A 13553-nucleotide genomic window follows, 5' to 3' on the forward strand; every position below is an offset into this window, starting at 1 on the left:
GACGGTCGGCGAGGCATTTTAGATCGCTCGCCTTGGGTAATGCGGGGATCAGGGTCTGAGCCAAGACGCCCCCTGCAATATCTGAGTGCGCAGTTCCCCGTGATTTTGACGTGTCGCGAATGTCGGGAAAGACTATCGCGATTCAGCGATCCTTAAATGAATTAACGATTGCTGAAGGCCGTTGGCAAACGCATCGACCTATTTTGAGCGCCTCGGAACTGCGTTGCCACCCTTTGCCGCCGCAGCACGTGCACGGTTTTTCTTGCTGTTTGGCTTACCCTTGGGCGGCGGTGGGCCCTTCGGGCGACGGTCGGTTTTTTTGTCCGGGTTGCCAGGCCCGTCGCCATCGCGTTTCGGCCTGGCATCCGTTTTAGATTTTCCAGTGGGCTTTGAAGCAGTCTTTTTTCGTACCTTTGCAGGCTGCGGTTCGACAAATCGGCTTGGTTTATCTGTGGTCTTAACCAGTTCTTTTTTGCCTTTAGCACTCCGCTTGAGGCCTGTCTTGGCAGTGACTGAAAAATCGGGGGCTGTGTCCAACCGTACAATGTCCTTGCTACCCTCGATCTTCATTTCCGGACCGATCGCGTCCAAAAATCCGGGAACGCTGATTTCGCGAATTTCGATATAGGTTTTGTCGTCAGCAATGCGGATAGCACCAACATCGGATCTGGTGATGTTTCCCGCCTTGCACACCATAGGAAGAAGATACCTCGGAGACGCATTATCGTTGCGCCCTTCCGACAGGGCAAACCAAACACTCGGACCAAAGGGCTCGCGCTGCTTTGGTGCCGCTTCCTTGATGTCGTCTAACTCTTCCGGGGCGGAATGCGCCCGATTGTATTGGCGGACATACGCAGCGGCGAGCTGTTCTGCCGAGAATTTGGTCACTAGTTCGTCGACTGATGCACGCTCAGTCTCTGATATGTCAGAGCGCCAGTCGTCCGAGCCGAACATCCGCTGCAAGTCTTGCGCCTTAACCTCTTCTGCAGAAGGTGCGGCGCCCCAATCAGCCGTCAATTTGGCAAACTTCAGCAGCCTTTGGGCCTTTTTGAACGAAGCCGGAGCAACGATCAACGTGCTGACTCCTTTGCGCCCTGCGCGCCCGGTTCGGCCTGAGCGATGCAGCAGGGTTTCATGACTGTTGGGCAGTTCGGCGTGAATCACCAGGTCCAGGTTCGGCAGGTCAATCCCCCGCGCGGCGACATCGGTCGCCACACAGACACGGGCACGGCCGTCACGCATGGCCTGCAAGGCGTTGGATCTTTCGCTTTGCGTCAGTTCACCGGAAAGTGCAACAACCGAGAATCCGCGGTTCGACAAACGGGCTGTCAAACGACTGACCATGGCGCGCGTGTTGCAAAAGACTATGGCGTTCGGAGCTTCGTAAAAACGTAATACGTTAATGATTGCATTTTCGCCATCTCGGCGGGCGACGCTCATCGCACGGTATTCGATATCTGTGTGCTGGGTACGCTCACCGACAGTGCTTATACGCTCGGCATCTATTTGGTAGCGGGTGGCCAGGTTGACGATGGCGCGGGGAACCGTGGCCGAGAATAACAACGTTTGGCGGTCTGTTTGCGTTTGTTCAAGTATGAACTCCAGATCCTCACGAAACCCGAGATCAAGCATTTCGTCGGCCTCATCCAGGACCACGGCGCGCACGGCTGTCAAATCAATCGAGCCACGCATGATATGGTCCCGCAGCCGCCCTGGTGTCGCGACAACGATATGTGCCCCACGCGACAGCGCCCGACGCTCGTCGCGCATATCCATGCCGCCAACGCACGAGGCAATGAATGCCCCGGCATCGGCATATAGCCATCCCAGCTCTCGTTTGACTTGCAGTGCCAGCTCTCGTGTTGGTGCGATGACCAGTGCCAAGGGTGCGTGTGCCGTACCAAAGACTTGCGCATCGCTCAGAAGGGTTGGTGCGATAGCCAGGCCGAACGCGATGGTTTTGCCCGATCCCGTTTGCGCTGAAACCAACAGGTCCCGCCCCTGCAACTCAGGCGCGGTTACAGCCTCCTGGACAGGGGTCAGCGTGTCATATCCTTTGCGCCTCAGCGCAGTTGCAAGTGTGGGTTTCATGGCTCGGCTCTCTGAGGTGATGCGGTCACCCTCAGAGCGTCCAACACACGGATCATATTTGAAGCGCTGTCCATACTGAGAGAAGAGCCGGATGTATAGAGCCGAAAATTAGCTTCTGCTGAGCTCGGCAATTCGCTGGCCGGGAAAGTCGGCTTGAGCCGGTTCGGGAAGCATTTGGTTTCAACTATTTCCGATGAATTTGGTCTTTGATCTCATGCACGTTACTCAATGTGCAATTAGATTGCGAACGGCAGCGTTGCCCTGAAAGAAATAGAATCTTGAAATTGAGATTCTCAACGCAACCGGACTTTGTCTTCTCGCTACCATGAGGACGAAGCAATTCAACTCAAGCGAGATGTGCCGAGCAAACTTGGCTCGGGTAAACCGGTCCTTCGTTGCAATCCGACAAATGAACAGGATGGGCTGATGCCTCCGTTCGCTGCCATTTGCATCAGTGACTGGTGGCAGCCCAAACCAGACATTCATCAGCGAGCTTTGTTGATCCCGAGGAGCGGACGGGCTTATTCAAGCAACTATGCTACAAAAAGTGGAGACTTCACGTCCTGACAGTATTCAGGGTTTCGAAAACCTTGCTATTTGGGCAACCCACCAACAATCATCGCACCAAAATACCGGTCCTGGTCCTCTGAACGCATAAAGGGCGTGTTTCTGTGTGTAGAAACACGAAAGTCCGGCCTGATTTCGAGTAATTTTTTTGCTTCAACCTGTGCATCTTCCAGACGTCCCATTTCTGCAAGGGTTGCGACCAAGATGCGGCGCGGAGGAAGCGATCTTGGATAAGTTGAGATACCGGTTTTTGCCAGCAGAATTGCCTGTTCGTAATCTCCGATTAGAAAATGAGAAAGGGCCGCGTTAAAATTATACCAGCCGGGATAACGCGGGTTGACCCTCTTTGCCATATTGTTCCATTCAATCGCTTCGGTTGGCTCACCCATGAGCGAGCGCAAAAAACCCATGTCATACAAGACCTCAGGATCATTCGGGTTCTCCCGAATTGCGCGCTGAAACGCTTGGTAAGCGAGTTGGTGATCGTGGTCGGCAAACAAGTGTAACTGTCCTAAGCGATGTTGAACACGATAGTCAGATTGATCCAGTTCCAATGCGCGCTCTGCATGTTGACGAGCTTTGTTCAGTGCAGTTTTCGGATCGTCCGGCCCACCGAAACGCCAAAGGCTAAGATAGCGACCGCTCAGTTCAATATGTGCAGAAAGGTAGTCTGGATCGAGCACTATAGCTTGCTCTAGCAGGTCAATTGCCTCTTGCCGACTTGCAGTATTCAACAGCTTGCTTTTGGCAACGGCCCTCAGAAATAGCTCATACGCTTCAAGATCATCGGTCGGTCGTTTCTTCAGCGACGCGACTTCTTCTTCCTCAACTACTATTTTCAGGGTTGATGCGATTTCCCGTACAAGGTCGGCCTGAGCAGAAAACACTTCCTCGACGGCAATGTCATATTGTTCCGACCATAGAGCGTGTCCCGACTCTGTCTCTATAAGTGTTGAGTTAATTGAAGTATTCTCGCCAACGCTCTGAACGCTACCTGACAGAACATATCGCACACCGAGCTCTCGACCTATTTCTCGCGGTTTGACCAAGCTGTCCGCAAAGGTAATCGAAGTCGAACCAGCAATCACAAATAGCTGTGGAAACTTCGAAAGCTGAGTCGTGATCGCTGTTCCAAAACCTTCCGCCAGATAGCCGACCTCTTGAACTGTTGAGCGGTTCTCAAAGGGCAAAACGACGATGGAAGGTTCGTCCGGGATGGCAAGCGCCAACTCCTCTTGTTCGGTCAGGAGTGCCACATCTCTGGATCGCCACCATATGACCGCAACCAGCACCAAACAGATGCATGCTGCACCGACTAGAGTTGGCGCCCACTTGGATATGTGTGATTTCGTATGCGCAACTGGCTCTGATATAGCCAACGCCTTGGCCTTGCCATCCAGAACGACTTCGAAGGCCCGGACTGGTCTCTCTATGTTCTTGACTTCGGTCTCACCCAGATCCTCGAAATTCAGATCCAGTTTGTCCCGCACCTGGTCCCGCACGCTGCGGTGAATGCAAATACCTCCGGGCTCAGCCAAGCCTTCAAGGCGGGCAGCGACATTAACGCCATCACCATATATGTCTCCGTCCTCGGCAATCACATCTCCGATGTTTATGCCGATCCGAAACACAATTTTTTCATTTTCTGGAACGTCCGAATTTCGAGAAAGCATTTCGTTTTGTACAGAAACGGCAAATTTCATTGCCTGTACGGTGCTCTCAAACTCCAGCAGTGCGCCATCACCCATCAACTTGATCGTCTTGCCACCAAAACTCGCCGTAAAGGGGTCAATGAGTTCCAACCGGTGCGACTTTAGTGCTGCCAAGGTCGCTGACTCGTCGCGTTCCATCAGCCGCGAGTAGCCCACGACGTCAACACTCAAGATGTTAGTAAGGCGACGTTCCACTTCCGTCCTCCCCTGCACGGAAGACTATCCATCCTGATCCATTGAATCCATAGTTCTGCTATTCGCCTTATTCCTAATCACTTTTGTGAGGCGTCGGTCTGGCTTTGACAAAGTCAGATTTTTCGAAGTGGAGACCAAGCACTTAACTAATTGACGCCGACATAGTGTGGGCGATGATCAAAGTGAGGGACCAACGATGTCCAAGCAACCTTTAAGCAATTATGGGTTGCGCACGGAGATTCTGTTGGAATGCTGCGAACGGCTAGTTTGCCTGACGACACCCCTGCATGTTCGTCGTTTGGTTAAGGGCGATTTCGTCAGGTACTCGGAACTTTGAGAAGTCCGCTTTACTGCGCATCGCAGACCTTCGCGCCCTGAGCACCGCTGGCAACTTTGGGCTCGCTGCTGCCGAATGCTCATGCAGCAAGCTCCTTCGAGATGGCGCAACGGAACCGGTCATCGGAAATTTGGCGCAAGCCTTTGATCTTCGGTCACCTCGTTCAAAGTGCGGTCGTTCGAATCTCAGGAGTCGAGGTTCGTGCCGAAAGCAGCGTATACGGGTAGTGAGCCCACTTTGGTCGATGCCGCGCGTTGCCCCAATTACAGAAAGCGCAGAAACCGGACTTTGCAAAATTCGGCCTACGACCCAGAGCGAAACTTGAGATCTTCTTTTCGTTTCGGCGCTTGCGCCCCGGTTTCCGGACATTCGCTGCAATCCCGAAACCTTTGCCTTAGTCGCCCAAAGGCTGTGGCCCAGTTCTTCCATGGTAAGCCGTCAAGGATGCCCGAATTCGCCGAAGATTTTCTTTTGTTTCGTCAGTCATCTCTTGCGCTACGGTCATTGCCAATGCGTCGACAATCGCGAGGTGGGCGTATCGCGATGCGGTCGGCTTATAGATATCGCTGTCTTCCGGCAGTTCTGTGAGAAGGGCAATCTTAGATATATCCGAAAGCCTTGTGTTGGGCTTTGTTATGCTGATCGTAGTCGCGCCGTAGCCATTGGCAACCTCGGCGGCACCAACAATTGCGTCAGCTTCACCACTTGCTGAAACGAGAAAAAGAACATCTTCGGGTCCAAGCGCTGCCGCACGCATTTGCAGGACGTAGCTGTCATTCACAAAGAATGATGGAATTCCGAGCCTGAAAAAGCGATTGGATGCTTCCTGAGCGACAAGAGAGGATCCTCCTCCTATTCCCGCGAAAAGGATTTGCCGCCGGTCTAGGCAGGCATCCCTTGCTTCCTCAAGCCTTTCCGTGTCGATTTGACCGCGCATGACATCCAGGGTCGCGAACAATGCCCCCAAGACTTGGTCAATCGCTGAATTCGCGTCAGAGCTTTCTTCACCGGCATTTCTGTATAAGTACTGAGCGCTGACGGCGACGTTCTGGGCCAGGCGAAGTTTGAAGTCCCGAAAGCCTTCACAGCCGAGGCTACGGCAGAACCGCACAACCGTTGGCTTACTGACCGAACAACGTTCCGCGAGATCCCCGATGGTCATCGAGCTGATTTCGTTGAGATGGTCCTTTACGTAGTCAGCGACTTTCTGCTCCTGAACCGCCAGTTTGGTCTGCGAGTTATGCAGTGCCGGGATTAGATCTACAGCGCCAATACGGCCCTTATGCGGGGGCGCGTTTTCGTCTGAGGCAGGGCGCGGTTGGTTCGGCATGTGCGTGATTTTCTCCTGGTCACTTATGAAACTTAGTTACATGCATCGCTGTGAGTGAGCAAGATATTCACCGATATTCGCGAAATTTCCCTAATTTTGGCAGCTATAAAGAAACTAAGTTACATTTTTTCGTTGAAAAATAGACCCCGATCGCGCAAGGTGTAACCAAGTTACAGATTCGGGTCCTGGGGAGGAGTGCGAATGTCAGGCTGGTTTGCAACCGCAAGCGCAAAAATAAATTCAGTCGTCGAGGGTATCGTCGCCGCGTTGATGTTGTCCTTGGTGCTGGATGTCTGGCTTGGCGTAGTCGACCGCTACTATTTTCACTGGCAACTCCCGTGGCCCGAGGTGCTGGCCCGCTACCTGATGATCTGGGCCGCATTGCTTGCAGTTTCTTCCGGAATCGCGCGCAGGGACCACATCGGATTGACCGCATTCATCATGATACTTCCTGTCGGTTTGCGCCGTACTCTGTTGGTTGCGATGGACGTTTTGGCGCTGGCTTTGTTCTTATACGTCGCGTTTTTTGGAATCAGCTTCGCCGAAAGTGGAGCTCCCCGCCAAGCGATGATTTTTGGCGCCAGCCTTGCTCCGTTCTACGCAGCCATTCCCGTCGCGGCGGCACTGTCATCCGTACAGCTGGTGCTGGTCCTGTTTCGGGATATGGGGTCGCATATCGACGAGCCACCCTTTGCCACTGAGGCGGAGGAAACGCTGTGATCGTCGCAATCGTTTTTGTCGCTCTTATCTTGTTCGGGATGCCGATTGGGTTTGCCATTGGCCTTGCCGGCGTCGTGGGTCTGATTGACATGGGCGGAACGCAGTTCTTGGCGATTGGTCCCAGCAAGATATTCAATGGCCTCAATATTTTTCCCTTTCTTGCCATGCCGTTCTTCATTCTGGCCGGTGAGATCATGAATGACATCGGGATCACCAGTCGTCTTGTGAAACTGGCTCAGGTTCTGGTTGGACGGTTCCGTGGTGGGCTGGCCCATACCAACATGCTGGCTTCGGTTTTCTTCGCTGGACTAACCGGCTCGGCGACTGCGGACGCGGCCGCCTTTGGTCGGACACTTGTGCCTGCAATGGTAAAAGAAGGCTACAAGCGTGATTATGCCTGTGCGGTCACGGCAGCGGGATCCATCATCGGCCCAACCATTCCGCCCTCGGGGCTGATGGTTGTTTATGGGTCGCTAATGGGTGTTTCCATCGCAGGCCTGTTCGCAGCAGGGGTTTTGCCGGGCCTTGTGATCTGCATCGTCTGCATGGCTGTCATCGCCATTGGTGGCAAGCGTGAAAACCTTCCAAAAGCACTGCGCGGTGCAACCCCTCGCGAGGTCTGGGACACATTTGTTTCCTCACTGACCGCATTGGCGATGCCTGTGATTATCCTGGGGGGCATTCTGGGCGGGATCGTCACCCCGACAGAGGCTGCGTCGATTGCTGTGGCCTACGCGATGTTCATCGGGATTTTTGTCTATCGGTCGCTGACGTTCAAAGGCTTCTATGCGATGCTTGTCCGTACGGCGCGTATCACTGGCGTTATCTTTGTGATTATCGCCTTCGCTGGCATTCTCGGCTGGTGGATGAGCTTTGAGCGCATTCCTCAACTGATTGCGGAAACCGTTCTTGGCCTTTCAGATAACCGGTATGCCGTTATCGCGATCATCATCGGATTGCTGCTGATTGTTGGTATGGTTATGGATATCACCGCCATCCTGATCATTCTTGCGCCGGTGTTGGTTCCGCTCACACAGCAGGTTGGCCTGGAACCTATTCACGCCGGGATCATCTTTGTTCTGGCCCTAAACATATCGTTGATGACCCCGCCGGTGGGCGCTTGTCTGTTTGTTCTGTCGTCCGTCACCGGCGAAAAGCTGGAGCGGATTTCCATCAAGCTGTTCCCGTTTCTGATTGCCGAAATCGCTATCTTATTTGCCTTTGCATTTTGGGAGGACGCAGCCCTTTGGCTGCCCCGGATGTTGGGCTTTGCTCAGTAAATTCCCTACGAAATCCAAACCAACAGGAGAAGAAAAATGAAGACTATTCTGACAGGTGCGGCGCTTACCGCAACCATGCTTGCAACCAGTGCGCTGGCCGAAGGTGGCGTCATCAAATTCGGGCACGACAACAAAACAGATCCATTTGAGAATCCGGCGCACGCCTGTACGGCCGTGTTCTCCAACCTCGTGAATTCCGGCACCAATGGCAGCGTCACGGTCGAAGTGTTTGGATCAAACCAACTGGGCTCCGCCGCCGAGCATGTGCAGCAGGTGCGGGACGGCATCATTCAGGCAACCCTGACATCGACTGGCGCCTTGGCAAGCTACTACCCGCGGATTGATGTGCTGAATCTACCATTCGCATTTAATGGCAACGCTTCGACCTACGAAGTCTTTGACGGCGAGTTCGGCGAAGCCCTGGCCGCAGATATCGAAGCAGAACTGGGTGATGTTGTGGTGCTGGGCTTCCCTGATACCGGCGGTTTCTTTGCGGTCACCAATTCTCAGAGACCTATTGCGGACTTGAAGGACTTTGATGGCATTCGCATCCGCACTATGACATTGCCGTCGCATCAGAAGATCGTGCAAGCCTTGGGCGCCGAAGCCTATCCCCTGTCCTGGGGCGAGGTGTATTCCGGCCTTCAAACCGGCGTGATTGACGGCCAGATGAATCCGGTCCCGATCATCTCCTTTGCCAATTTTGCCGAAGTTCAGCAGTATCTGACGCTGACCAACCATTTGTTTTCACCCTACACCTTCATGATCAACCGCGCCTTCTTTGAGGGCCTGTCCGAGGCCGAGCAGGCCACGATCCGTACGGCTGCTGAAAACTGCGTAACTGCAAGTCGCGGTCTGTCACGGATCATCGAATCCTCAGATAGAGGTCTTGCGGGCCTCATGGATCAGATTGAAGTAACGGCCCTGACTGACGAGCAACGCAGTTCCATGGCGGCTGCAACCCAGCCTGCATTTGAAGCGCATGTACAGGAAAATCTGGATGAGAAAGCGGCCGAGCTTTTGGCAAGTTTCAAGGCTGCGGTAGAGAACGCCAACAACGCGTCTTACCTCGATTGATCCTCCCTGACTGCCGGAACCAACCGGCAGCACCTCTTGTCGGAGATCAGTTTCTGGTCTCCGACCCAAACAACGAATTGGATTAGACATGCGGGTTTTCTGTGCGTCCATTGCGACCGAAACAAATACGTTTTCCCCCCTGCGCACGGATTTTTCCGATTTCGAGCAGAGCTTTTACGCACCACCCGGCGAACACCCTGTTACCCCCACGTTGTGCAGCGCTGTGTTTCCGGCACTGAGAAAACGGGCACAGGTCAATGAGCTGGCGTTGATCGAGGGCACCGCCACATGGGCGGAACCGGGCGGGTTGCTAAACCGTGAAACATGGGCGCGGCTGAAACATGAGGTCCTGGATCAGGTGACCTCTGCTTTGCCTTTGGACGGCGTTGTTCTTGGCCTGCACGGCGCGATGATTGCCGAAGGGTGTGTGGATTGCGAAGGTGATTTGATCGAAGCCGTTCGTGCTATTGTCGGCCCTAAGACGGTTATCGGAGCCAGTTTCGACCCGCACAGTCATCTCAGCCAGAAACGTGTATCGAATGCTGACATAATCACTGTGTTCAAAGAATTTCCGCATACTGATTTTGTTGAAGCAGGAGAAGCCTGTGTCGATCTGACACTGCGGACGATCAAAGGAGACATTCGGCCCGTTATCTCAGTTTTTGACGTTCGTATGTTGGATGTCCTGCCAACCAGCCAAGAACCCATGCGCGGATTTGTCGATCAGTTGAACCAAATGGAGGCAAAGGGGGAAGTTCTCTCAGCTTCTGTCATTCACGGGTTTATGGCCGGCGATTCCCCAGATGTCGGTGCCAAAATCGTCGTTTTGACCGATGATGATCAGGCCAAAGCCGACAGTATAGCCCGGACTTTGGGAATGGAGCTATTTTCGTTCCGAGGACAGACAAAGCCAGACTACCTGTCTCCGGTTGAAGCATTGAGAAAGGCTCAGATTGCCGCGCAAGGACCTGTGGTCGTGGCGGATGTGTGGGATAACCCAGGCGGAGGCGTCGCAGGGGATTCAACCCTGATCCTTGAAGAGGCCATTGCTCAAAGCCTCAAATCTGTCGCATTCGGCACGATATGGGATCCCATGGCTGTTCGCCTATGCCATGCGGCCGGAGAAGGCGCTGTACTCGATCTACGCTTCGGGGGCAAAACGTCGGCTCTCGCAGGCAACCCAATTGACGCCACGGTCACAGTTGTCCGCAATCAACGCAATGCAGTTCAAAGCTTTGGTGCATCTGTCGTCCCCATGGGGGATTGCTCGGTCATTCGTTTGGGAGGGATAGAGGTCGTTTTGAACTCAAACCGAAGTCAGGCCTTCTCGCCAGACTTGTTCACCAACCTCGGCATCGATGTCACTGAAAAAAAGATATTGGTCGTCAAATCTACAAACCATTTCCACGGTGCCTTCTCCGACGTCGCTGCCGAAATAATTTATGCAGCTGTCGAAGGCCCCTATCCGAATGATCCCACCAAAACACACTACAATAATCTGACACGCCCAATTTGGCCTATCGTCAAAAACCCTCACGAGGAAGTTGTGGAATGATTTTTCCTGATATCGACACACCGGCTGTCCTGGTCGACCTGGATATCGCCGAAGCGAATATCGACCGCTTTCAAGACCATTGTGCGAAACACGGGCTCGCCGTCAGACCGCACATCAAAACCCACAAGCTCCCTATGTTGGCGCAGCGCCAGTTAGAGGCCGGTGCTATTGGCATAACTTGCCAGAAAGTGAGCGAGGCCGAGGCAATGATTTCTGAGGGTGGTATCGACGACGTGCTGATAACCTTTAATATCCTCGGTGACGCCAAGTTGGCGCGGTTGCGTGCCCTGTCAGAGAAGGTGAGATTGTCTGTTGTCGCGGACAACACCGAAACCGTTGACGGTTTATCGAAATCTTTTTTTGATGCCGCGACACCACTGGGCGTGCTTGTAGAGTGCGACACCGGCGCGGCGCGTTGTGGCGTAACCACCCCTGAGGAGGCGCGAGATCTGGCACGTTATATCGATAGCCAACCAGGTGTCACGTTCCTCGGTCTAATGACCTATCCACCAGTGGGCCAGGAGGTTGCTGTTCAAGAGTGGCTCACCAAAGCCAAACGAGAAATCGAAGAGATCGGGTTGCCTGTGCACGTGGTGTCCCATGGCGGCTCACCAGGCATGTGGCAGGCGCAGGATGTTCCAGTTGCAACTGAATATCGGATTGGCACCTACATCTATAACGACCGCTCCCTACAGGCACGTGGCGTCTGTACCTGGGAGAACTGTGCGCTAAGTGTGCTTGCCACGGTGATCTCAGTCCCCGCAGACAATCGGGCTGTGATTGATGCGGGATCTAAAGTGTTGACCTCAGATCTGTTGGGACTGGAGGGCCACGGGTACGTGATGGGTCGCCCGGACATTCTGGTTCAGGGTCTGTCAGAGGAACATGGCGTTCTGAAAGCCGACAAGATCAATCTAAAAGTTGGCGAGCGCATCCGGATCATTCCCAACCATGCCTGTGTTGTGACCAACATGGTTGACCAGATTGAAGCCATTCGCGGCGATCATACGCTTGGGCCAGTCCCTGTCGCGGCACGTGGCAAAGTTCAATAGCGGGCGGAATCATGGCCTATAACCGCTGATTGCGGCGGGATTCAATAAGGTGCAATATGGCTGACCTCATTTGTCTCGGGGAACCTCTGTTCGAGCTGACCGCTTGCCCGGATGGCTCATTTAAAAGCGGGTTCGGCGGAGATGTCTCCAATGTCGCCGTTGCTGCTGCAAGACAGGGGACGAACGTTGCTTTGATCTCCCGCGTCGGAGATGACCAATTTGGTGAGAAGCTTAGAGGTTTGTGGTCCAGAGAAGGCGTGAACCACGAGCACGTGTTATCTGCTTCCAGTGAAGACACGGGGCTTTATTTTGTCTTTCACGATGGAGACGGGCATCATTTCGTTTACCGTCGGAAAGGCTCTGCCGCGAGCCGGATGTCGCCGGTTCAGATTCCAGACGATGCAATCTCCGATGCCAAGATGTTTTATACTTCCGGGATCAGTCTTGGGGTAAGTCCAGAGTTACAATCAACAACGCAGCAAGCAATCCACGTAGCGCGCCAGTCTGGCATCTCAATTGCTTTCGATCCCAATTTGCGTACAGCTCTTTGGCCTTTGGACAAGGCCCGACAGGTTACTCACGATGCGATGCGGCAGTGCAATATTGTATTGCCAGGGCTTGATGATGCCCGTCAATTGACGAACCTTCACAGCCCCGAGGATATCGTCAACTTCTACCACAATCTGGGTGCTGAAGTTGTGGCGCTGTCGCTTGGTGCAGACGGCGTATCCGTATCCGACGGGCAAGGCATTCACATAATTCCCGGAATATCAGTCCCAGCGGTAGACGCCACCGGTGCGGGGGACTGTTTCAACGGAATTTTCTTGTCCGCTTACCTGAAAAACAAGGACGCCGTGAAATCTGCTGAACTCGCGAACCGCGGCGCGGCCCTTTCGACTACGAGCTTTGGTGCCGTGGACCCCATTCCTTACGGAAAAGACCTAAAAGAAGGAAATTACTTCAATGACTGAGAGAAAGATTGTGCGCTTGGGCGATGACAGGACAGGTGCAGGTGGTCAACCACTACCCTTCGCACCAGCTGTAAGAGCCGGCGACTTTGTATTCATATCCGGACAGGTGGCAATGAAGGAGAATGGCGAAATAGAAGCCGGTGGCATTGAAGCGCAAACCCGAAAAACAATGGAAAACCTGATTGCAGCTTTGGCGCTGGCTGATTGCACACTGGATGATATTGCGAAAGTGGGCGTCTGGCTGGACGATCCTCGCGATTTCTGGACGTTCAACCGAGTCTATGCGAGCTATTTTCCTAATGGTGGCCCGGCGCGCTCGACAGTCCGTTCGCAAATCATGGTGGATGCCAAGGTCGAGATCGATGCGGTCGTATACAAACCGCTTGGCTAACATCCAAGATGTTCGTTCCAATTGAATAGAGCTGGCACTTTTTGTCAGCCTATTTTCTAGGAATTTTACAGAGCGCCATTATTGGAAGGACGTTTTGAAACGCTCCGGGAGGAATACGGACATTTATTGTTGTTAAGGCTAAGATGGGTTGGTTGCGCTTCTGGGGTTTGCAAAGCCCAGTTGTGAATGACTGCTTTGGGCTGATTCTGTTGAAAAACAGCGTGTTGCTGACGCAGAAAGTGATGCGCTGAACAGAGCGCGAGTGCCTTTCTGAT

Annotated in this window: 11 protein-coding genes; 7 read left to right on the forward strand and 4 right to left on the reverse strand. The window is 53.5% G+C overall.

The window, feature by feature from the left end:
- Positions 1 to 198: 198 nt before the first annotated feature.
- From ACR0K9_RS12100 to ACR0K9_RS12110, 3 genes are all read right to left on the reverse strand, one after another.
- On the reverse strand, positions 199 to 2091 hold the full coding sequence (locus ACR0K9_RS12100) for a DEAD/DEAH box helicase (RefSeq protein WP_480823509.1): 1893 nt from the start codon (positions 2089 to 2091) through the stop codon (positions 199 to 201).
- 593 nt (positions 2092 to 2684) lie between these two features.
- On the reverse strand, positions 2685 to 4565 hold the full coding sequence (locus ACR0K9_RS12105; RefSeq protein ID WP_480823511.1) for a tetratricopeptide repeat protein: 1881 nt from the start codon (positions 4563 to 4565) through the stop codon (positions 2685 to 2687).
- Between the two features lie 731 nt (positions 4566 to 5296).
- The gene (locus ACR0K9_RS12110) at positions 5297 to 6232 is read right to left on the reverse strand and encodes a MurR/RpiR family transcriptional regulator (RefSeq protein WP_480823513.1); all 936 of its coding nucleotides are present in this window, start codon (positions 6230 to 6232) and stop codon (positions 5297 to 5299) included.
- A gap of 201 nt (positions 6233 to 6433) precedes the next feature.
- Between ACR0K9_RS12110 and ACR0K9_RS12115 the strand changes: the two genes are divergently transcribed.
- The 7 genes from ACR0K9_RS12115 to ACR0K9_RS12145 all read left to right on the forward strand — a co-directional run bounded on the left by ACR0K9_RS12115 (position 6434) and on the right by ACR0K9_RS12145 (position 13278).
- On the forward strand, positions 6434 to 6952 hold the full coding sequence (locus ACR0K9_RS12115; RefSeq protein WP_480823515.1) for a TRAP transporter small permease: 519 nt from the start codon (positions 6434 to 6436) through the stop codon (positions 6950 to 6952).
- Entirely contained in the window at positions 6949 to 8232 is a 1284-nt protein-coding gene (locus tag ACR0K9_RS12120; RefSeq protein WP_480716008.1) for a TRAP transporter large permease, read from the forward strand. The genes ACR0K9_RS12115 and ACR0K9_RS12120 overlap by 4 nt, the downstream gene beginning before the upstream one ends.
- A 36-nt stretch (positions 8233 to 8268) precedes the next feature.
- Positions 8269 to 9309, forward strand: a complete 1041-nt coding sequence (locus tag ACR0K9_RS12125) for a TRAP transporter substrate-binding protein (RefSeq protein ID WP_480823517.1) — start codon at positions 8269 to 8271, stop codon at positions 9307 to 9309.
- 88 nt (positions 9310 to 9397) lie between these two features.
- On the forward strand, positions 9398 to 10864 hold the full coding sequence (locus ACR0K9_RS12130) for a M81 family metallopeptidase (protein WP_480823519.1): 1467 nt from the start codon (positions 9398 to 9400) through the stop codon (positions 10862 to 10864).
- A complete protein-coding gene (locus tag ACR0K9_RS12135) occupies positions 10861 to 11916 on the forward strand; it encodes a D-TA family PLP-dependent enzyme (RefSeq protein WP_480823521.1) in 1056 nt (351 codons plus the stop codon). The genes ACR0K9_RS12130 and ACR0K9_RS12135 overlap by 4 nt, the downstream gene beginning before the upstream one ends.
- Positions 11917 to 11972: 56 nt before the next feature.
- Positions 11973 to 12887 carry a sugar kinase gene (locus ACR0K9_RS12140; RefSeq protein WP_480823523.1) on the forward strand — a complete coding sequence of 305 codons (915 nt, stop codon included), beginning with the start codon at positions 11973 to 11975 and terminating at the stop codon, positions 12885 to 12887.
- Positions 12880 to 13278, forward strand: a complete 399-nt coding sequence (locus ACR0K9_RS12145; RefSeq protein ID WP_480823525.1) for a RidA family protein — start codon at positions 12880 to 12882, stop codon at positions 13276 to 13278. The genes ACR0K9_RS12140 and ACR0K9_RS12145 overlap by 8 nt, the downstream gene beginning before the upstream one ends.
- A gap of 65 nt (positions 13279 to 13343) precedes the next feature.
- On the opposite strand, the gene ACR0K9_RS12150 is transcribed toward ACR0K9_RS12145, so the two are convergent.
- Positions 13344 to 13553 (reverse strand): hypothetical protein (locus tag ACR0K9_RS12150; protein WP_480823527.1); only part of this gene is annotated, 210 nt, incomplete at its 5' end.

It is taken from the genome of Ruegeria sp. L12, assembly GCF_056531745.1.

Bases quoted from the DNA above. Each gene is read 5' to 3' on its own strand.
- ACR0K9_RS12100 (WP_480823509.1), bottom strand. From the start codon at position 2,091: ATGAAACCCACACTTGCAACTGCGCTGAGGCGCAAAGGATATGACACG.
- ACR0K9_RS12110 (WP_480823513.1), bottom strand. From the start codon at position 6,232: ATGCCGAACCAACCGCGCCCTGCCTCAGACGAAAACGCGCCCCCGCAT.
- ACR0K9_RS12115 (WP_480823515.1), top strand. From the start codon at position 6,434: ATGTCAGGCTGGTTTGCAACCGCAAGCGCAAAAATAAATTCAGTCGTC.
- ACR0K9_RS12125 (WP_480823517.1), top strand. From the start codon at position 8,269: ATGAAGACTATTCTGACAGGTGCGGCGCTTACCGCAACCATGCTTGCA.
- ACR0K9_RS12130 (WP_480823519.1), top strand. From the start codon at position 9,398: ATGCGGGTTTTCTGTGCGTCCATTGCGACCGAAACAAATACGTTTTCC.
- ACR0K9_RS12135 (WP_480823521.1), top strand. From the start codon at position 10,861: ATGATTTTTCCTGATATCGACACACCGGCTGTCCTGGTCGACCTGGAT.
- ACR0K9_RS12140 (WP_480823523.1), top strand. From the start codon at position 11,973: ATGGCTGACCTCATTTGTCTCGGGGAACCTCTGTTCGAGCTGACCGCT.
- ACR0K9_RS12145 (WP_480823525.1), top strand. From the start codon at position 12,880: ATGACTGAGAGAAAGATTGTGCGCTTGGGCGATGACAGGACAGGTGCA.